Source organism: Exiguobacterium sp. SH0S1 (genome assembly GCF_004337165.1).
Classification (GTDB): Bacteria; Bacillota; Bacilli; order Exiguobacteriales; family Exiguobacteriaceae; genus Exiguobacterium; species Exiguobacterium aurantiacum_A.
Genome location: NZ_SJVC01000005.1, coordinates 33,516 through 54,915 on the forward strand (window position 1 = coordinate 33,516; position 21,400 = coordinate 54,915).

Genomic DNA, 21,400 nt, shown 5'->3' on the forward strand with positions numbered 1-21,400 from the left:
GATTCCCCTCCACGACACTCTTTTTGAAAGCATTGCGACGACCCCCATTTGTTGCACCCAGATTTGCCATATAAAAACGAGCGGCTCTCCGACGGAGCCGCTCGTTTTTTTCGTTCAGGCGAACACATCTTGTTCAATTTGTTTCAACTCATAAAACATGCCGCGGGCGCGCATCAAGTCGTCGTATGACCCTGACTCGATGATGCGACCTGCTTCCATGACGATGATTTGGTCGAACCGTTCGAGCCCGGTCAGACGATGGCTGACCATGACGAGTGTCGCCTCGTCCGCCTTCCGGAAGATTTCAGCGAACACATCGGATTCGGTCCGCGCGTCTAACGCCGACGTCGCTTCATCTAAAATCCAGAGCAACCCGTTCTTCAACAACGCCCGGGCGATGGCGAGCCGTTGCCGTTCCCCTCCGGACAAGTTCGCCCCTTTCTCGAGCATTGGCTCATCGAGCGCGAAACCGAGGCGGACGCTTCGCAGCGCCAGCTCCATCTCGTCATCGGAGAAGTCTCCAGCAAGGGCCAAGTTGTCTCGGACGGTACCGAAAAAGAAGTGGTTCTCTTGCATGACGACACTCGCTTGAGACCAGACCGATGTTTGTGTGACCTCATTCAAGCGCTGACCCTCGATTCGTACTTCGCCTGTCTCTGGCCTTACAAACGCGAGCAACAGTTGCAGGAGCGTCGACTTACCAGACCCGCTCGGACCGACGATCACGGTCTTCGATCCGCGAGGTAACGTCACATCAACTGTGTCTAGGACGGCACGGAACGTATCCGGATAGCGGTAACTTACGCGTTCAAACGAAATGTCAGGTGCCGTCTGAAGCGCTATGTCGTCACGGGCCGCTTCTGCCGCCACGAGGTGATCACTTGGTTCGACGACCTCGAGCAAGCGGTTTGCCGCTTGTTTACTATCGGCGTAGTGACCCGGGAAGACCGCCATCGGTGTCACGTTCTCAAACGCGGTCAATGACATCATGACGAGCATGGCCAAGAACAGGCCGTCCAGTTCGCCATCGACGACGAGGTAGGCACCGATCGCGAGCACGCCCCACGACACGAGCAGTGACGCGGCGACGACGAGCGACGAGTTGAAGAACTGGTTCGTCACGTCTTGGCGCTGTGCGGCGGCGTAACGATCGCTTCGAGCGAGCAAGTCGTCACGGGTCTGGCCGAGCTGGTCGTGCAACAATAAATCGCGGTACCCGTACATCATCTCGGTCACCCCGCTCGACAAGTCGCCGCGCAAGGCCCTAATTTCCTGGTCATGCTTCGCTCGGATGCCGGCAAACAAGATCGGAATCAAAAAGCCGGTCACGAACACCCCGAACACGAGCCAAAGGCTGACCGTCATCGAGAAGAACGTGACGAAGAAGATCGTGCTCAAGAAGACGAGCACTAAGATGATTGGCGGATAAAACACCCGCAAAAAGTAGTTTTGAAGGCTTTCGACGTCTCCGACGACACGGGCGAGCAAGTCCCCGCTCCGGTATTTGGCGAAGATGTTCGGCACGAGCGGTTCGAGCTGGCGATAAAACCGGACGCGCAGTTCGCTTAAAATCGTGAACGTCGCCCGGTGTGACGCCAAGCGTTCGCGGTAGCGGCTCCCCGCCCGAATGACGCCGAACAGCTTGATCAGGACGACCGGCACCATGAGCGCATAGAGGGGCGGCACAAGGCCGGCCCGCGACACGAGATATCCACTCGCCGCGAACAAGGCGACAGCCGCGAGGCCTGCCGTATAACCGAAGAAGATCGAGAGGATGATATCCTTTTTCTCTTTCATCATCCATTTTGTGATCGTCCAAAGTGAGTTCATCCTCTCACCCCTTTCTGTAACGTGAACAAGTCGGCGTAGGCCGGGACAGCGAGTAACTGTTCATGTGTGCCGTTCGCGACGAGGTTCCCCTCGTCCATGAACCAAATCGCGTCCGCTTGCTTGATCGTATGGAGACGGTGCGCGACCGTGACAAGCGTCGCGTCACGCGACAACTCCTCGATCGAGCGCCGAACGATTCTCTCGGTCACCAAATCGAGACCGGTCGTCGGTTCATCGAACAAGATGATACCTGGACGCTTCAAGAAGGCACGAGCCAGGGCGAGGCGTTGCCGCTCACCACCGGACAATCCGTAACCGCCTTCTCCGAGCTCGGTATTCAACCCGTCCGGCAAATTGGCGATGACCTCGACGAGGCCGGCGGCTTCAGCCGCCCGCATGATGTCAGTCTCGTCCGCCGTCTCACCGAGGGCGATATTAGCGGCGAGACTCCCGGCGAACAAATACGGGTTTTGCGAAATATACCCGATTGTCCCGTACCAAGACGTATCGGTGAACGATTCGAGCGGCTCCCCGTCGACGAGGACGCGGCCGCTGTCCGGTTTCACAAGACCGGACAGCACGTTCAACACGGTCGTCTTGCCTGATCCGCTCGCGCCGACCAGGGCGACGTGTGACCGTGCCGGGATGACCCCGCTCAGCGGGTGGAGCGTGAAGCGACCCCCTTCATATTGGAACGAGACCGCATCGAGCACGAGTTCGGGCGTCCGGTTTGTTAGCGGTCTGTCTCCCCATTCGATACGATCGTCCGGGGCGTCGAGCACCTCGAAGATGCGATCGGCCGCACCCATGCTGCCACGCCCCGTATGGAAGGCGCTGCCGAGGTCTTTGATCGCTAAATAGTATTCCGGGGCCAAGACGAGAATCAAGAAGCCGGCGAAAAACGTCAAGTTTTGCCAAACGACCATCTGGAGCGCCACTTCTAAAGCGACGACGCCGGTGCTGAGCATCGAGATGAACTCGAGCATGAGCCCTGACAAGAAAGCGGTCTTTAAGACGACCATCGTCGCGTCCCGGAAGTCGAGACTGCTCTTCTCGATTGCTTGCGCTTCTTGCTCGGCACGTCCGTATAGCTTGAGTGTCGTCAATCCTTGAAGGACGTCTAAAAATTTCCCCGAGAACTGGTTCATTTTCTCCATCTGCTCTTCAGACTTCTTCTGGGTCGCGATACCGATGATGATGAAAAAGATTGGAATGAACGGCGCGGTCACCATCATGATGACACCTGAGATCCAGTGCTGACTGAAGACGACGACGAGAATGAGCAGCGGGATGATCGATGTCTGGATGACTTGGGGCCAGTACTGGCTAAAGTAAGCATCGACCTCATCGACCGCATCCATATAGACACTGACTTTCTTCCCGGACTGTCCGGATAGAGACGTCTCGATCGGATTCGATGTGTAGCGGTCGAGCAGTTGACGTCGAAGCGTCCGCTTCGCCCGTTCCGACAAGTTGGCACCGATACGTCCCGAGACATACCCGAACAAGGCACGTGCGAGCAACGCGAGCACGAGCCAACCTAGAGACGGGATGACACTTTGGAACGATTCGTTTTTTAAAAATACTCGGTCGACGACGTCGACGATCAAATAAGCCTGAGCCAAGATGGACAACCCGATCATCACCGCGGCGATGACGAGCCCGACGATATGTCCTTTCTCGGCCAAAGCGAGAGCTTGCAGTCGTTTCACTGCGTTCATCCTTTCTAAACGTGCATGACAATTTTTCTTTGTGATGATTCTCACTAATTATAACTGATGTAAGTGTCCATAGCGAACGCTTCGCTTATCGAGACGTGCAAAAAAAACGCCACGAATGCAGCGTGGCGTCAGTGTGTCGCTTGTTCGAAATACTCAGGGTGCAACGTCACGAGTTGACGGGCGTCGAACTGGAGAATGTCTTCTTTTCGCAGTCGCGACAAGATGTGGGACACGGTCTCGCGCGATGTCCCCGACAGTCTCGAGATTTCAACTGTCGTGAACGGACAACGTACGCGCACACCGTCGGCTTCTTTTTCTCCGAGGTCTTCAATCAAGTAATGGATCGTATTGATCACCCGGTCGCTCGCGCTCGGCGTGATGATTTCCTGAACACGGCGTTCGTGAAGGTCAAGGATTCGATTCATCTGACCGACGATATGCAAGAGCATCGTCGCATTTCTTGAGACAAGCGCTTCAAAGCGATCCGTCGGCATATAAATGACTTCAATATCGGTCAGCGCTTCCGCCGAATGTTGGTAATACGTTTCCGTCAACAGTCCCCGGTACGGAAACAGCTGCTTCGGCTTCAAGTAGTCGGTGTATTGATGGGTCGCCGTTTCATTGCACCGCTCGAGCTTCACATACCCACTGATTAAAAAGTAGACGCGCTCACGCGGGTCGCCTTCCATGAATAAAAGCTGCCCTTTGCGGTACGTCCGACAGTATACGTGCGGTAGCAAGCTCTCTAGCTCGCGGCTCGTGCATTTATTGAAGATATCGAGTTGTCTTAAATCGTCGACTGTCCATTGCTGTCTCATGATCAATCCCTCGCTTCCCGAACTGTTCATCTTTCTTTTAGTATACGAGACCCATCTTGTGAAAACGCTTTCAAATTCCGACATTTTTCTGACAAGACAAAAGAGGGGTTGCCCCCTCTCCTCAGTCGAGCATCAATTCCATGATCGCATCTTGCAAATCGCGTTCGAGTTCGAGCGCATGGAGATCAAACAGCCACGCTTCGAGTCTCGTCTTCGACGCCGCCATCCGGTAGAGGCGGTCTTTCAAATCGTAAGATATCTCGGCGCGGTCAATGAAGCGATACAGGCGCTCCAGTCGATGACCGTTGTTCGTCACCTCGACAGGGAGCGACACCGTCACTTCCTCATCAATTTTACCGAGTTCGAGTCGTAACGTCTGCGTCTCCGGTTTATACTCACCCGAACCGGTCACCCCGCGTACGAGTAATGTGACGGTCCGGTCTGACGGTAAGACGGACGTGTCACCCGTAACATGAACGTGCAGGCTGCGCTCGTCCCAGTCGAGGGTGAACGTCGTCTCGGCGTAAGCTCCGGTCTCATAAGCCCGGTCGGTCCCGTTATCCTCATACAGCGTGAACGTGTTCGATGCCCCTGGGAAGACGACGACTTCGAGATCGGTCGGGTTGTCGGTGTCGTTGCGTCCAGAGCGATGAGCGGCCAGCGGGACGATCGCTCCAGCTTTCGCGAACACGGCCTGTTCGTCAAGCCCACGGAACACTCGGATCGACTTATCACCTTCGTAGCGATGACCCGTAAAGAAGTCGAACCAATCGCCTGTCGGCAACCAGACGTTCGTCGCCGCGACGTGAAGCCGCTTGTTCATCGGCTCGACGATCGGTGATACGACGAGTTCACTGCCGAAGTAGTATTCATTCGGCACGCCATACGCCGCTTCTTCGTCGGGATGATCGTAATACATCGGGAGGATGAGCGGGAGCGCATCCTGATGATTACGCCGGTTCATCGTGTACAAATACGGGATGAGTTGGTGGCGGAGTCGTAAAAACGACTTCATCGACCTTTCGGACTCGAGACCGAAGCGCCACGGCTCTTTGCCGTTAAAGATACTGAACGTCGAATGCAAGCGCATAATCGGGCTGAACACCCCGAACGCGACCCAGCGCGCGGCGAGCTCATCGTCTTTCGACCCTCGGTAATGCCCGCCGATGTCGTGGCTCCACCAACCGTAACCGATATTCGACGCCGTCGCCGTGAAGTAAGGCTGAAACGCAAGCGATGCCCAAGAGATGAGCGTATCTCCCGAGAAACCGACAGGATAGCGATGGCTTCCCGGTCCGGCATAACGCGAGAAGATCAGCGGACGATTTCCGTCCCGGGAAATATCGGCCGCATGATAATGGTTTAACATCCACATCGGGTCGAGCCCTTCCATTTTCGATGTCGACCCTTGCTGCCAGTCGATCCACCAAAAATCGACGCCGTTTACCTCGTGCGGATGATGCATCTGTTCAAAATACGCTTGGATGAAGCGTTTATCAGAGAAATCGAATGGGATGCGATCCCCGTTCGACGGGTCGAGCCCCATCGCTTCGGCCATCGCCACGTATTGGTCTTCGAACGCCCGGACCCCGTCGGCTGGGTGCAAGTTCAGCGTGACGAGCAGGTTCTCTTCTTTCAACCACGTCAAGAAGCCTTTTGGGTCCGGGAACAGATTCTTGTTCCATGAGTAGCCGGTCCAGCCGCTCCCGTACTCTTCAGGGACGTCGGTGACGTGCCAGTCCATATCGATGACGCTGACCGAGAACGGGATGTCTTCCTCTTTGAACCGACGCATGAGGCCTTTGTATTCGGTCTCGTCATAGCGCCAGTAGCGGCTCCACCAGTTGCCGAGTGCTTTTCGCGGCAACATAGGTGTCGGACCTGTCAGCTTATAAAAATCGTGAAGCGCTTGCTTGTATTCGTGCCCGTAGCCGAAGTAGTACAAATCATGGATGCCTTTTCGTCTCGGCTCAACGAAGCGGTCGTCTGTCATGAGAAACGAGTCCGAGTCGTCGATGACGGCATAGCCTTGCTTGGAGACGATCCCCTCCCCGAGCTCGGTCGCTCCATCGACATGATCGAGCGTTCGGGCCGTCCCTTTCAGCGTCCGTTCCGGGCCGTTGAACGTGTAGCGGCTATAGTACGTACTAAAGTTCCCTTTCACGTCGACGTAGAGCGTGTTCGGCGCGAACGGTCCTTTCGTATAATACAGATGAACGTGATCGGTGATGATTTGCAGTTCACTCTCGTCCTCGATGATCCGGAAGTCAGGGACGTCATAGTCTCGGTTCCAAACGACTTGGGTCGGTCGATCTTCGAACACACCGTCCTCGGCGTACTCCATCCGGATCAACTGGCTCGTCAATACCGTGAAGCGATAGCAGCTCCCTTGGACGACGGCACGTTCATCTGCAAGTGGCTTCATTTGCTTTGTGTATACGTTCTCCTGTTCAAATAGACGCATAAGTTCGAGCGTTGCCGCTCTTCGTCACATCCTTCCCCCATATTATTGCAACCGTTTACACAGATGATGATAGCAATGTCAGGTTTGACATACAACAACCCTTCCCCTTGTTCGCGGTTCAAAAACGGCCAGTCCGCGTTATGCACAAAAAAAACCGTAGACGAGATGTCTACGGCGTTGATCATTGTTGGAGCGTCGCAGCGAGCCGGACTCTCGTCCCAACGTCTCCTCGGACAGCAGCGTGCGCCTGCTCGAGCGACGTGATGACGGATACGCGTCCCGTTCCCGACTCGGCAAACTGCAAGGCGGCCCGAACTTTCGGTAACATGCTGCCCGGTGCGAACTGACCTTCGGCGATATACGTCTCGAGTTGCTCGTTTGTCGTTTCGGTTAACGCGGCTTCCTCGGTCGTCCCGAAATTGACGTAGACGTGCTCGACGGCCGTCAAGATGAGCAACATGTCCGCTTCGACGAGTTCCGCGAGCTTCGCGGCGGCAAAGTCTTTATCGATGACCGCCTCGACCCCGACGTATCCGTCTGGCGTGTCGATGACGGGAATCCCGCCACCGCCGGACGCGACGACGATGTGGCCGTTGTCGACGAGGTCACGGATGACCGTATGCTCACAAATCGCTGTCGGGTACGGACTTGGTACGACGCGGCGATAACCGCGGCCCGCATCTTCTTTGAACACATGACCTGTCGACCGTTCGAGCACCGACGCTTCCGCTTCTGAATAGAAGGGACCGATCGGCTTCGTCGGGTGACTGAAGGCACTGTCGTTCGGATCGACGACACACCGCGTCACGATCGGGGCGACGGAACGTTCGAGGCCGCGCGACCGAAGCGCCTTCGTGAGGGCGTTCTCGAACCAATACCCAATCATCCCTTGCGTCATCGCCCCACAGACGTCGAGCGGCATCGCCGGCGTCGCCGCACTGTCCGCGGCCGCCTGTTGCAAAATCAAGTTTCCAACTTGAGGGCCGTTCCCGTGCGTGATGATGACGTCGACGCCTTCTTCGATAAGGGCGACCAACGACTGGGCCGTCGCCTCGACGGCCCGAATTTGAGCGCCCGCCGTCGCATCTTTTCCTTGTTGAATCGCATTCCCGCCTAAGGCGATGACTACTCGTTTGTTACGCATGCTCGATTCCCCCGATCATATGACTGAGATGTTGCCTGATACAATCCGTACGACTGCCAAGATCGCGAGTCCGGTCAAGATACCAGCCACGATCCATTCGGTTTTCGTCAACGTCTTAATTCCGTTCTCACGCTGCGCTTTAATATAGAGCAGCGTCCCTGGTGCATACAGAAGTGTCGTGAGCAGTAAATAGTCGATACCGGCCGCGTAGATCAACCAGATCCCGTAAATCGAGGCGACCGCACCGATAATAAGGTCACGCGTCCGACGTTCCCCGGCATCATAGCCAATCCCGTTTTTGGCGACTTTGACTTGGTAGAACGCCGAGAACGCATACGGGATCAAGATGGCGCTCGAAGCGAGTGAGAACGCAAAGTTATAAGCAGCGTCTGAGAACAGGAAGGTGAAGAGGAACAACTGAATCAACCCGTTTGTGAGCCAGAGTGCATTGGCCGGTGCGTTATTTTTATTCTCTTTCGTGAACCATTTCGGGAAGACACCGTCTTTACCGGCGACAAATGGGATTTCCGCCGCAAGCAACGTCCATCCAAGCCAAGCACCGAGTACCGAGATGACGAGGCCCCCGTTGATCAGCATCGCGCCCCACGGTCCGACAGCCGATTCGAGCAAGTACGCCATCGCCGGTTGCGAAGCGTTCGCCACGCTCTCAGGGTTCAGCAATCCGAGTGACATGATCGAGATGAGCAAGTAAATGACGAGCGTACCGAGTAAGCCGATGACGGTCGCTTTCCCGACGTCCGAGCGCTTACGGGCCCGGCCCGACAAGACGACCGCCCCTTCGACACCGATGAATACCCAAAGCGTGACGAGCATCGTCGACACGACTTGGTCTCTCACACTGCCCCACGAGAAGCCGCCTTGGCCCCAAAAGTCGAACGTGAAGTTATCGATATTGAAGAAGAACAAGGTGATGGTGATAAAGGCAAAAATCGGAACGAGTTTCGCGATTGTCGTGATGATGTTGATCATCGATGCTTCGTGGATGCCTCGTAAAATCAACGAGTGTACGAGCCACAACATGATGGAGGCGCCGATAATCGAGGCGATGTTTTGACCACCTTCAAAGATCGGGAAGAAGTAACCGACCGAACTGAACAATAGTGTGGCGTAGGCGACGTTACCGAGCCAAGCGGATAACCAATAGCCCCACGCCGAGTTGAAGCCGACGAACTGGCCAAAGCCGGCGCGAGCGTAACTGTATACCCCGCCGTCTAGGTCAGGGCGACGCATCGTCAAGTTCTGAAAACTGAGACCGAGCGTGATAATCCCGATACCGGTGATGACCCACCCGATCAAAATAGCTCCGGCGTTCGCGCCTTGGGCCAAATCGGCCGCCAAGTTGAAGGCGCCCCCTCCAATCATCGAACCGACGACGAGGGCTGTCAGTGCACCAAGACCTAACCGTTGATCTTTTTTGCCAGGACTTGCACCAGCCGAACCACTTGAGTCATGATCTAATTTAGTAGACATATAACTCATCCCTTCCGTTTAGTACGAATGAGGAGGACATGCCTCCTCGTTCGTCAGCGTTCGAGCCATTCAAACGTATCGGTGAGTGTCGCCGCCATGACGGCTTTGATCGTGTGCATCCGATTTTCCGCCTGATCGAACACGTATGAATGGCGGCTGCGGAACACCTCGTCGGTCACTTCCATCTCTTTCAGTCCATATTGTTCATGAATCGCTCGCCCGACCTCGGTCTCTAAATCGTGGAACGCCGGCAGGCAATGCAGAAACATGACGTCTTTATTTCCGGTCTTCTCGACCATGTCCATATTCACTTGGTACGGATGAAGGAGCTTGATCCGCTCTTCATATTCAGCTTCTTCGCCCATCGATACCCACACATCGGTATAGATGACGTCCGCATCAGCGACAGCTTCGTCGATGCTCTCCGTCAAGGTGATGCGTGCTCCTGTTTCAGCCGCGACCGAACGCGCGTAATCGACGACCTCGTCAGACGGCCAGAGCGATTTCGGCGCACAGATTCGCATGTCCATGCCGACTTTGGCACCACCGATCAACAGCGTGTTGCCCATATTGTTGCGTCCATCTCCAACGTAGACGAAACGAATGCCAGCCAAATCACCTTTTTGTTCTTTGACGGTTAAGAAGTCGGCCAAAATTTGCGTCGGATGATACAAGTCCGTCAAACCGTTCCAAACCGGGACCCCGCCATCCCGTGCAAGACCTTCCACCGTTTCGTGAGCGAAGCCACGGAATTGGATGCCGTCGAACATGCGTCCAAGCACGATCGCCGTATCACGGACCGATTCTTTTTTTCCGAACTGGATATCCGATTTCCCGAGGTATTCAGGATGCATGCCGAGGTCGATTGCCGCAACTGTGAACGCACAGCGCGTCCGTGTCGACGGTTTTTCAAACAAGAGCGCCACGTTCTTGCCTTCACAAATCCGGTGGGGAATCCCTTGTTTCTTTTGACGTTTGAACGCTGCTGATAAGTCGATCAAGTAGTTCAGTTCGTCCCGCGAAAACTCGTTAAGCGATAAAAAATGACGACCTTTCAAATCAAAGTTGAACGTTGTGGACATGTGTGTCTCCTCCTCGTTAAATATCTTCACGGATAATTGGACAACTCATACAACGCGGGCCTCCACGGCCTCGTGATAACTCACTCGACATGATTTCGATGACTTCGACCCCTTCTGAACGGAGCAGCTCGTTCGACACGTAGTTCCGGTCATACGTAACGACGACACCTGGGGCGATTGCGAGCGTGTTCGACCCATCGTTCCATTGCTCGCGCGCCGCAGCGATGGGGTCGCCCCCACCACATGGGATCAACACGATTTCCTCTAGGCCGAGAGCCGATTTCAACACTTTCAACAAATCAGTGTGTTGCGTGATGTGCAGCTCACCTTCCGCGTTCAACGTCAGCTCGAAGATGTTCATCTTGCCGCCCGGTCCTTGGATGAAAGGATGGATCGTGAACTTATCGTGGTCGACCATCGTGAAGACGGTATCAAGGTGCATGAACGCACGCGACTTCGGAATCTCGATGGCGATGACTTTCTTGAACGTGCCCCCGTTCGCGAGCAAGTTGAGGGCAACGCGCTCGATTCCTTGGGCGGTCGTCCGTTCCGATATCCCGATGGCGACGACTTCTTTTGATAGGACGAGTTCGTCCCCGCCTTCCATCGCGAACCGATAGTCACGATCCGACCAGATCGGGATATCATGCTTCGCAAAGCGTGGATGGTATCTCATAATATATTGCGTGAACAGTGATTCGCGGCGACGCGCCGGTTCTTTCATGCGATTGATCGACAAGCCGTTCCCAATCGCCGCGGCCGGGTCGCGCGTGAAGTACAGGTTCGGCATCGGGTCGAGAAAGAACGGATACGTGTCCTCGATCATCTCGTGCAGATGACGGCGCTTTTCGCGCTTGATCTCGGTTTTACGGATACCGGCCATGACCGTCTCGATCAACTGTTCGTTATCATAAGCGAGTAAATACTCTTTGAGCGTCTCGTATGAACCGTTAATATTTGATTTTGATTCCGAAAGAATGTCGGCGACGAATCGTTCACGTACGCCAGGCAGCGATAGTGTCTCTGCCATCAAGTTTTCTAAATAGAGCACCTCGACGCCCCGGTTTTGTAGCACGCTCGCAAAGTAGTCGTGCTCTTTTTGAATGACCGGCAAATGTGGAATGTCGTCGAACAAGAGTCGTTCCAAATACTCCGGCGTCAAATTTTCAAGTTCGCGTCCTGGACGCTTCAATAGTACAGTCCTTAGTTCACCAATTTCTGAATACACGTGAATCGGATGTTTCAGCGTTGTATCCCGTGCGGTCAATTGATCCGTCATCGATATCATCTCGCTTCCTCCTAGTGATTCGGGTGTGTTTCTACCCTTACATTATCAACTTACCCGATTCCGAGGCGGGTAATTCCGACGTTCTGATTGTGGTCGATTTCACAAAAAAATGGATACAATATAAGTCAAACTGAATGAACAAACGGTTGTGAATCAATGAACAAGGAGAGAGCAACGGTTAGGATGGATACACGATGTATGAACTGTGAATAAAATCCATTATTTTTTCTTTTCAAATTAAGGTACGATAACGACAAGATACGAAAAATGACTTTAGAAAAGGAAGTGAGTCGATGGCCATCGAACGTACAGAACGCGCGCGTCATGAAGCCCAAGTGACAGCGCTCATCCAAAAAGGGGATCCGGTCGATTTCCGCGACGTGTTTTTAACACTTCACCCGGGTGAACAGGCCGACATCTTCATCGAACTTAACCAACCCGATCGGGCGTTTGTATACAGCGCTTTATCACCTGAAGAGTACACCGATTTATTTGAAAAATTAGAGCTCGATGAACAACAGCAGTTCATCCAAGAAATGCCACGCCCGTATGCGGTCAGCGTCTTAAACGATATGTTCTCGGATAATGCCGCCGACCTCATGACCGAACTTCCGGACGATTTCATGAACGAACTGTTCGAACAGATGGACGAGACCGAGGCGACCGAGGTCAAAGACTTGATGCGCTATCCAGATGATACGGCCGGTGCCATCATGACGACCGAGTTCATCGTGTTACAGGCCGACAAAACGATCGGGGCGACACTCGAAGAGTTGCGTGACCTCGGTCCTGAAGCTGAGACAATTTACTATTTATATGTAATCGATGTAGACCGACGTCTCGTCGGCGTTGTGTCGCTCCGTGATTTGATCGTTTCCCCGCTCGACCATCTCATCGCTGACATCATGGGGCGGCGGGTCGTTTCGGCCCACGTCATGGCCGATCAAGAAGACTTGGCCCGAACCGTCCAAAAGTATGACTTGCTCGCGCTCCCGGTCATCGATAGCGATGATCACCTGCTCGGCATCATCACCGTCGACGACGTCATGGACGTCATCGAACGCGAGACGACCGAAGACTTTGAAGAGCTGTCCGCGACGAAAGGCTCGTCTGACATCAACATGGGCCCGGTCGAGGCAGCGAAAAAACGTGCCCCTTGGATCATCAGCCTCATGTTCCTCGGGATGATCACCGCATCGACGATCGGTGGATTTGAAGATACGCTCGAGACGATCGTTTTGCTCGCCGTCTTCATGCCACTCGTCATGGGATCGGCCGGAAACGCCGCCACCCAGTCGCTCGTCGTCGCCGTACGTTCGATTGCGCTCGGCACGATCAATCGGAAAAATGTCGCCAAGATGATTCGCCGGGAGTTCGGAACCGGTGTCCTGCTTGGACTCGCCTGTATGGTCGTTATTTTCGGGGTCATCACGGTCCTGTACGATAGCGCCTTGATCGGCATGATCGTCGGCTTGTCGATTTTCGCCTCACTGAGCGTTGCCACGATTGTCGGTACACTCGTCCCGCTCTTGATCAACCGCCTGAAACTCGATCCGGCCGTGGCCTCGGGTCCATTCATCACGACGGTCGTGGACAATCTCGGATTGATCATCTACTTCACTGTCGCCACTTCATTGCTTCGCTTTTTCTGACACCTGACGTTTCAGGTGTCTTTTTTCGTGTGAGCTTTGTTACGGTTTGTTTACAAAAGCGATGATGGGAAATAATTATCGTGCCAGGCGGGTAATTACGAAAAGTACTTATAGATAAGAAGTAATACAAGGAGGGATAAATAGTGACGATTCAACAAGTTATATACATATTAGTGACCGGAGCCTTATTCATGGGACTCGTCGCTTACGTATCCTATCGCCTGACAAAAGGAAAAGTCGACAGCGCCGATGATTATTTCTTGGCTGGTCGCGGGCTGACCGGTCTCTTCATCGCCGGGTCACTCCTGCTCACAAACTTATCGGCCGAGCAGTTGATCGGCTTGAACGGGCAGTCGTTCGCCGGCAACATGTCGGCGATGGCATGGGAAGTGACGGCCGGGATTGCCGCCATCATCATGGCACTATTCCTACTGCCACGCTTTCTCGGCATCGGGATCACGACGATTCCTGAGTTTTTAAGTCAACGCTATGACGAGGACGTCCGGCGCTTGACCGTCCTCTTGTTCTTGTTCGGTTACATGTGCGTCACGATTCCGTCGATGCTCTATTCCGGCGGCCTCGCGGTCCTTCAGCTCTTCGACGTGCCCGAACTGCTCGGAATCAGCTTTGAACAGTCACTTTGGCTCGTCATTTGGTTCATCGGTATCATCGGCGCTATCTACGCCATTTTCGGCGGCCTCCGCGCCGTTGCGGTGTCGGATACACTCAACGGCATCGGGCTCATCATCATCGGCTTCCTCGTCCCGACGCTCGGCTTTATCGCACTCGGTGACGGCAGCGTCGTCGAAGGGATGAAGACGATCGCGACGTCGAACCCTGAAAAGTTGAACGCGATCGGGTCATCGAACGACTCGGTGCCATTCCTATCCATCTTCACCGGAATGATTTTCGCGAACTTGTTCTACTGGGCGTTGAATCAATATGTCATTCAACGGGCTCTTGGGGCTAAAAACCTCGCCGAAGGACAAAAAGGTGTCCTCTTCACCGGTTATTTGAAGTTGCTCGTTCCGATCTTTATGCTGCTTCCAGGCATCATCGCGTTTCACTTATACGGCACGAACATGGACAAGGCAGACCTCGCCTATCCGAGTTTGATCGCCGATTTGTTACCGACGTGGCTCATGGGCTTCTTCCTCGCCGTCTTGCTCGGCGCGGTGTTCAGCTCGTTCAACTCATTGCTGAACAGTATCGCCACACTGTTCGTGCTCGACATTTATAAACCGAAGTTCAAACCCGATGCCTCGGACAAAGACTTGATCCGGGTCAGCAAATGGTTCGGGACGTTCGTCGCGCTCGTCTCGTTCTTCGTCGCACCGAACTTGATGTACGCGCCGGACGGTCTTTGGGACTTGATTCGCCGTTTCACCGGTTTCTTCAACATCCCGATTCTCGTCGTCGTCTTGATTGGCATGCTCGTCAAGCGCGTGCCGCCGATCGCCGCTAAAATCGTCATCGGCTTCCACGTCATCACGTACTACTTCTTAGTCTGGGGTATGAAACAGTGGTTCGGATTTGACCTTGGCATCAACTTCATCCACATCTACGGCATCTTGTTCGTCATCGAGACGAGTATCATGTTGTTGTTCGCCAAACTGCGTCCGATGCAACAAATCAAGCCGATCCGGATCGACCTCGGTCGGGTGAAACCTTGGCGTCATGCGATCTCGACGTCAATCATCCTCATCGCCTCGATGGTGTTCGTCTACTTCGTCTTCTCTCCGATTGGTCTTGCCTATGCGGACGGGATCGTCTCGGGCTGGTTCTGGCCAGCGACGCTGACATTGTTCGCCGCGACGAGCGGTCTCGTCTGGGTATCGTACCGGTACTGGCTCCCGAGATACGAGGTGTACTTGAACAACCTTGGAACGACCGAAACCGAGCTCGAAGAAAAAGCGAGCGGCGGGTGACCTGCCTCTTTACAAAAACACCGTTCCTGCTGAAATGAATCAGTTCGAACGGTGTTTTTTCATCTGCAAAATCGCCTCACCATAAGAATGACACCTATCATTTTTCCATTATTTAGGTTAATGTGTAATGGTATGATTTACATACTTAGAAACGGAAAGGAACAGCCAAACGTCGGAGGTCCACTCATGAATACTAATTGGTCAGATTTTGAAATCTCATCCGCTTTTTCAGGCACATGTCTCGCTGTCCGAAAGCACGACCTATTAATTGAACGACAACAAGGATATGCGAATCGTTCCGAACGACTGCCAAACCGTGACGTGACTCGGTTCGGGATCGCCTCTGGCTGTAAGTTGTTCACGGCGATCGCCATCTGTCAGCTCGTCGAACAAGGGAAGCTGGCGTTCACTTCGCTGCTCCGAGACTGTCTATCCCTTGATTTACCTAAGTTTGATACACGTGTGACAGTCGAAACGTTGCTCACTCATACGTCAGGCATCCCGGACTATTTTGATGAATCCGTCATGGACGACTTTGAAGAGTTATGGCAACAACGTCCGATGTATCAGCTAAGACGATTGAGCGACTTTTTGCCCATGTTCCAGCAACAGTCAATGAAACATGAAATCGGCGAATTCCACTATAATAACGCCGGTTACATTTTGCTCGGTCTCATTGTCGAACAAGCGAGCGGATTGACGTTCTCGGATTACATCGAACAGTTCGTCTTCACACCGGCCGGCATGACCGACTCCGGTTACTTCTCGCTTGACGCCCTGCCTGCCGATACGGCGCTCGGCTATATCAACAATCCGGACGGTTCATGGCGGACAAATCAGTACTCTATTCCCGTCAAAGGCGGTTCGGACGGAGGGGCGTTCGTGACGGTGGCCGACATGGCCAAACTATGGGACGCGTTGCTCAGGCATCGTCTTCTCGGTCAACAGATGACAACGCGGTTATTGACACCTCACGTGACCGTCAATGACCGGGGCGGACATTACGGGTATGGCGTCTGGATTCAACTCGAACCTAACGAAGAGGTATTCAAATATCACGTGATGGGCTACGATCCCGGTGTCAGCTTCCATTCCGCCTATTACCCTGCTTTCGAAGTCACTTCTGTCGTCTGTTCGAACGAGTCAGAGGGGGCGTTTGATGTGATGAAAGCGATTGAAGTGAAAGTGGGTGCGTCTTGATGATCATCCGTCTTTACGATGAACGAGATTTTGAACAGATTCAAGCGTTGAACGAAGCTGAGGGCTGGCACCAGCTCGTTCGTCAAGATGAGTTGACAAAAGAAGCATGGCGCCGCTCGAACATCGCTTTCGTCATCGAGTCTGAAACGGGACACGTGATCGCCTATCTTCGCGGTTTGACCGACACAAAAGTCAGCCTTTACGTGTGCGAGTTGCTCATCGCTGCTTCGCACCGCCGGCTTGGCCTCGGGGAACGGTTATTGACACACGTCCATGCACTCTATCCTGAGACACGACTCGAGATGCTCGCGAGCGCTTCCTCGCATACGTATTATGAACGCTTGAACTTCCGCCCCTTCTACGGTTTTCGAAAAACGATTCACGAATAGGAGAGAATTTATTTGAAACTTGCCCTTGTCACCGGTGCGTCACGCGGTCTCGGCCGTGCTGTCGCTGAAGAACTGTCGAGACGAAACTACGACGTCATCAACCTATCACGCTCGCAATCACGCGATTTAACGTTCAAACATATCGAAGTCGATTTATCCGACGTATCGAGTACACTTCGAGCCCTTGACCAAATCAAGCCGTACATCGCTGACGCCACGTCGCTACTCATCATCCAAAATGCGGCGTTGATCGAACCGATTCATCGGGCCGGCCACCTCGACACGGAGCAGCTCACCGCTCACGTTCAGGCGAATCTGCTCGCCCCGATGCTGATCACGAACGCCGTCCTCGCTTACGATGTGCCCGTCTCGCTCATCCACGTGACGTCAGGTGCCGCCAAACGTCCGATCTCGGGGTGGAGCGCCTACTGCGGCACGAAAGCTGGACTCGACCACTTTAGTGAGACCGTCGCGCTCGAACTAGAAGGAACGAGACATCGCCTCGCCTTGTTCAACCCGGGCGTGATGGACACATCCATGCAACAGACGATCCGCGCGTCTTCACGAGAAGCGTTTCAAGATGTCGAACAGTTTCAAGCTTACGAGACGGAAGGAAAACTCCGCTCGCCTGAGACGGTCGGCCGCGTCCTCGTCGAGCAGTTGATCGACAAGCCGTTTGTCAATGGAAAAACGTATACCATCCACGACCTCATCTAATTTTCAACCAGGTATAAAAATAGACCAACCCTGTCTCGTTTGACCGGCTACACTAGAGTCAAATCAAATGAGAAAGGGTGGCGTGATGTATGAAGACTATAGCGGGAGGATTGCTGTTTTTCGGGATATTCAGCCTCGTGCTATCGTTCACGATGATTGGAGATATCGCGATCGTCGGAGCGTTGGTGAGCGGTGTGTCCCTGCTGTGTAGCGTCGGACTCTGGTTCGGTGCCACGGAAGTGATGCGTATGCGTATGGACATGAGCGAAGTCAAAAAAACGTCTTTCCCTTCTGAATAAGGGAAAGACGTTTTGGATTCAGTTTTGGTTATCGGTCTCATCTTCAAAGTCATCATCGGCAAACTCTTCAAAATCGTACTCTTCGAAGTCTGCCTCATCGATAAAGATGTCACGATCATTGACGACGTGAATCGGGCCATTGGCCACATCGATTCGAATCGTCCATGCCCATGGAATGCGCAGTCGGCTATATACGCCCGTCCAGAATTCCATCGATTCTTGCTCGTATCGTTCGAACTCTGTCAGTAACTCTTTAAACGTTACTCCTGACAACTGGAAGTTTGATTCTTGGATTCGCTCGAGCGCGTTATGTGTCGCTTCAAGCTCCGCCGCGCGGACCATCTCTTCGGCAGTCGCCATTTCGAGAATAGTTCCATCTGGTGGCAGAATGTCGTATACGTTGAACAATTCGCCTTCTTCTACTTCTACTTCTTCATCAAACTCATAGTCGTCGTGCCGCATGCTTCATTCCTCCTCACTCTAATTGAATCTACTACATTGTACCATTCCACACCTCGTTATAACGAAACATTCGCGTATATATTTTCCAGAGTGGGTAATGATACAAAGGGAACAGATTTGCCATACAGAAAGGGGCCAATTTACAATGAACGACTCATTTCAAGCACTCGTGCTCGACAAGCGTGACGACCGACTCCATTCCGAGGTGACTGAGGTCGAGCTCGACTCACTACCTAAAGAAGAGGACGGCAACGTCCTCGTCGAGGTCCATTATTCGGCACTCAACTACAAAGACGCCCTCGGATTGACCGGATCGGGCAAAATCGTCAGCCATTATCCGTTCATCCCAGGCTGCGAATTTGTCGGGAAAGTCACCGAATCTGATCATCTTGATTTCAAGCCTGGGGACGAAGTCATCGCGACCGGCTTTGGCATCGGTGAGCGTCATTTCGGTGGCTTCAGCCAGTTTGCACAAGTTCCAGGAAATTGGCTCGTGAAATTACCGAAAGGCATGAACATGCGAGATGCCATCACGATCGGGACACCCGGACTGACCGCCATGTTCGCGATTGAGGCACTCGAACACGAAGGCGTTCATCCCGGTCAAGAAGTGCTCGTCACGGGAGCATCCGGAGGAGTTGGAAGTTTCTCGATCGCCTTGCTCCATAAACTCGGCTATCACGCCATTGCCTCGACTGGAAAAACAGATTCATCTTATTTAACTGATCTCGGTGCTGAACAGACAATACCACGCAGTGAATTGGAAGGAACCCCCCGACCACTCGCTCGCCAACGGTTCGATGCTGCGATCGACTCGATCGGTGGTAACACACTCGCAAATATTTTAAGCCAAACCCGATACGAAGGAACCGTCGCCGCTTGTGGACTAGTTGGAGGGCACGAACTTCCTGCGACCGTCTACCCGTTCATCCTGCGAGGCGTCCGTCTCGTCGGCATCGATTCGGTCATGCAGCCGATCGCAAGACGAGTGACGGCGTGGGAGCGTCTACACGAGCTGATCGAACCGCACGTACTCAACCAGATGGTGCACGAGATCCCGCTCCATGACGTCCCGCGTCAAGCCGAGGCGATGATGCGCGGTGAGCTGAGTGGCCGGACCGTCGTCCGCATGAACGACTAAACGTCAAAGAAGGGCTGAATCCAACGATTCAGCCCTTCTTCTGTATGCTTGGTAATGAAATTCAAACGGCCGGTTCTTGGCCTTTTAATTTTTTCAGTTCTTCTAACAAGATATCCGATTCATTGAACGGGATCGCTTCGCTGCCGACACGTTCGACATGGTCGTGCCCTTTTCCGACGACGACGATGCGCTTGCCGTCGAGCGCTTGCACGGCCGCGTGGTGCAACGCGTCTCTTCGTGCTTCAAACGTCACATAATGCGTGTCCGCGTCGACCCCTTCGAGCAGCCCGTCGATGATCTGCTTCGGATTTTCGGTTCGGACATCGTGTACCGTCACAATCAAATCGTCCGAATAGCGGCTCGCGATGCGTCCCATCTCAGCCCGTTTCGTCGGGTCACGGTCTCCGGCCGCGCTCAAGACGACGACGAGCTGCCGCTCCCCTTTTTGTAAAGTGGACAGACATTTTTCAAGCCCGTCCGGTGTATGGGCGTAGTCGATATAAATCTCCGCATCTTCCGTGTCAAGCCGCTCGAGACGACCTTTCGGAAGTGTGAGCCCTGGAACATTATCGATAATCGCGCGAAGCATGAGCTCCGACGTCGAGACGAGACCGATGGCCGCGGCCAAGTTGGCAGCGTTGAACGATCCCATAAAGTGAACAGGTGCTTCGATTGTCATCGCGTTCATTTTGATGCGGACGGTGTGACCTAGCCAGATGACTTGAATATCGGCCGGGACGTCTGCGTGCGTACTGTACATGACTTTCCGCCGCGTCGGTGCGAATGCGGCCATCGTCTCGCTCGCCGGGTCTTCCGCGTTCAAGATGATGGCGTCGCCGTCCGTCGTTTCAACTTGTTCGAATAGACGCGCTTTCGCCCGTGCGTATTCATCCATTGAACGGTGGTAGTCGAGGTGGTCGTGCGTCAAGTTCGTAAACGCCGCCGCATGGAAGCGGACTCCTTCGACGCGCCCTTCCATCATGGCGTGCGACGATACTTCGACGACACAGTCGGTCACCCCGGCATCTGCCATTTCGGCCAAGATGCGGTGCAAGACGACGGCTTCTGGCGTCGTGTTAGGCGTCTTTAACTTCTTATCTTTATAACGGGCTCCAATCGTACTGACAATCCCGACCGGACGTCCTGATAAACGAAATAAATCATATGTTAACGTAGCAGTCGTCGTCTTCCCGTTCGTACCGGTGACGCCGTAAATTCGCATCCGATGGGACGGGTGGTCGTAAAACGCGCTCGCCACCACTCCGGCCGTTCGTTTCGTATCGGCAACGACAATGTTTGGCACCTCGAGGTCAAGCGGAGATTCAGAAATCACCGCGCTTGCTCCTTTAGAGACAGCGTCTTCGGCGAATTCATGTCCGTCCACCGTATAACCACGGATGCATATAAACAAATTCCCTGGACTGACCTTTCTGGAATCTGTTTCAATTCCGGTCACCCATGGATCACATTCGATATCATCCATCTCATTTCCTAGAATGGCGGATAAATGTTTCGTCCTCATGCTGTGTACTTCCTTTCTCATGGGTGTCGCTAGGTTAACAAACCTTATCGTCATGGTACTAGATTTTAGGCTGAAATAGAGATGACAAATATATTACTTCCCTCTTTCATAGGAAAACATACGTCTAACTAGAAAATTCCTAGCCCATAACGGGACTAGGAATTCATTTCGCTATCCGTGAACCGAAGTCCTTGTTCAGCGAAAGCACTCTTTAACAATCGAAACACACTCGGTCCGACACCATGCATCACG

At 53.6% G+C, this 21,400-nt stretch carries 17 protein-coding genes; 7 read left to right on the forward strand and 10 right to left on the reverse strand.

The window, feature by feature from the left end; genetic code table 11:
* Positions 1-114: 114 nt before the first annotated feature.
* The 8 genes from cydC to arcA form a co-directional block, all read right to left on the reverse strand.
* Positions 115-1,830 carry a thiol reductant ABC exporter subunit CydC gene (gene cydC / locus EVJ20_RS11855; protein WP_131490289.1) on the reverse strand — a complete coding sequence of 572 codons (1,716 nt, stop codon included), beginning with the start codon at positions 1,828-1,830 and terminating at the stop codon, positions 115-117.
* Complete coding sequence (gene cydD, locus EVJ20_RS11860; protein ID WP_131508290.1) at positions 1,827-3,551, reverse strand: thiol reductant ABC exporter subunit CydD; 1,725 nt, start codon at positions 3,549-3,551, stop codon at positions 1,827-1,829. Before cydD ends, cydC begins: the two co-directional genes overlap by 4 nt.
* A 128-nt stretch (positions 3,552-3,679) precedes the next feature.
* A complete protein-coding gene (locus EVJ20_RS11865) occupies positions 3,680-4,369 on the reverse strand; it encodes a Crp/Fnr family transcriptional regulator (protein ID WP_131464751.1) in 690 nt (229 codons plus the stop codon).
* Positions 4,370-4,490: 121 nt separating this feature from the next.
* Positions 4,491-6,833, reverse strand: coding sequence for a glycoside hydrolase family 31 protein (locus EVJ20_RS11870; protein ID WP_131490290.1), 2,343 nt, complete (start codon positions 6,831-6,833; stop codon positions 4,491-4,493).
* A 181-nt stretch (positions 6,834-7,014) separates the two neighbouring features.
* Positions 7,015-7,977 carry a carbamate kinase gene (gene arcC / locus EVJ20_RS11875; protein WP_070329152.1) on the reverse strand — a complete coding sequence of 321 codons (963 nt, stop codon included), beginning with the start codon at positions 7,975-7,977 and terminating at the stop codon, positions 7,015-7,017.
* Between the two features lie 15 nt (positions 7,978-7,992).
* Positions 7,993-9,468: an arginine-ornithine antiporter gene (gene arcD, locus EVJ20_RS11880; protein WP_131439395.1), complete on the reverse strand. Its 1,476-nt coding sequence runs from the start codon at positions 9,466-9,468 to the stop codon at positions 7,993-7,995.
* Positions 9,469-9,521: 53 nt separating this feature from the next.
* Entirely contained in the window at positions 9,522-10,550 is a 1,029-nt protein-coding gene (argF, locus tag EVJ20_RS11885) for an ornithine carbamoyltransferase (RefSeq protein WP_070329153.1), read from the reverse strand.
* A gap of 16 nt (positions 10,551-10,566) precedes the next feature.
* On the reverse strand, positions 10,567-11,796 hold the full coding sequence (gene arcA / locus EVJ20_RS11890) for an arginine deiminase (protein WP_131464961.1): 1,230 nt from the start codon (positions 11,794-11,796) through the stop codon (positions 10,567-10,569).
* 335 nt (positions 11,797-12,131) lie between these two features.
* Between arcA and mgtE the strand changes: the two genes are divergently transcribed.
* From mgtE to EVJ20_RS11920, 6 genes are all read left to right on the forward strand, one after another.
* The gene (gene mgtE, locus EVJ20_RS11895) at positions 12,132-13,490 is read left to right on the forward strand and encodes a magnesium transporter (RefSeq protein ID WP_131490291.1); all 1,359 of its coding nucleotides are present in this window, start codon (positions 12,132-12,134) and stop codon (positions 13,488-13,490) included.
* A 143-nt stretch (positions 13,491-13,633) separates the two neighbouring features.
* A complete protein-coding gene (locus tag EVJ20_RS11900) occupies positions 13,634-15,418 on the forward strand; it encodes a solute:sodium symporter family transporter (RefSeq protein WP_131508292.1) in 1,785 nt (594 codons plus the stop codon).
* Positions 15,419-15,604: 186 nt separating this feature from the next.
* The gene (locus EVJ20_RS11905) at positions 15,605-16,618 is read left to right on the forward strand and encodes a serine hydrolase domain-containing protein (RefSeq protein WP_131508295.1); all 1,014 of its coding nucleotides are present in this window, start codon (positions 15,605-15,607) and stop codon (positions 16,616-16,618) included.
* Complete coding sequence (locus tag EVJ20_RS11910) at positions 16,618-17,007, forward strand: GNAT family N-acetyltransferase (protein WP_070329157.1); 390 nt, start codon at positions 16,618-16,620, stop codon at positions 17,005-17,007. The genes EVJ20_RS11905 and EVJ20_RS11910 overlap by 1 nt, the downstream gene beginning before the upstream one ends.
* A 12-nt stretch (positions 17,008-17,019) precedes the next feature.
* The gene (locus tag EVJ20_RS11915) at positions 17,020-17,724 is read left to right on the forward strand and encodes an SDR family NAD(P)-dependent oxidoreductase (RefSeq protein WP_070329158.1); all 705 of its coding nucleotides are present in this window, start codon (positions 17,020-17,022) and stop codon (positions 17,722-17,724) included.
* A gap of 89 nt (positions 17,725-17,813) precedes the next feature.
* Complete coding sequence (locus tag EVJ20_RS11920; RefSeq protein ID WP_070329159.1) at positions 17,814-18,023, forward strand: hypothetical protein; 210 nt, start codon at positions 17,814-17,816, stop codon at positions 18,021-18,023.
* Between the two features lie 18 nt (positions 18,024-18,041).
* Here EVJ20_RS11920 and EVJ20_RS11925 read toward each other — a convergent pair whose 3' ends face one another.
* Positions 18,042-18,485, reverse strand: coding sequence for a hypothetical protein (locus tag EVJ20_RS11925; RefSeq protein WP_070329160.1), 444 nt, complete (start codon positions 18,483-18,485; stop codon positions 18,042-18,044).
* 145 nt (positions 18,486-18,630) lie between these two features.
* Between EVJ20_RS11925 and EVJ20_RS11930 the strand changes: the two genes are divergently transcribed.
* Positions 18,631-19,626 (forward strand): MDR family oxidoreductase, encoded by a 996-nt coding sequence (locus EVJ20_RS11930; protein ID WP_131490294.1) that lies wholly within the window; start codon positions 18,631-18,633, stop codon positions 19,624-19,626.
* A gap of 61 nt (positions 19,627-19,687) precedes the next feature.
* Here EVJ20_RS11930 and EVJ20_RS11935 read toward each other — a convergent pair whose 3' ends face one another.
* Positions 19,688-21,202, reverse strand: coding sequence for a UDP-N-acetylmuramoyl-L-alanyl-D-glutamate--2,6-diaminopimelate ligase (locus tag EVJ20_RS11935; RefSeq protein ID WP_328591040.1), 1,515 nt, complete (start codon positions 21,200-21,202; stop codon positions 19,688-19,690).
* Positions 21,203-21,400 lie beyond the last annotated feature (198 nt).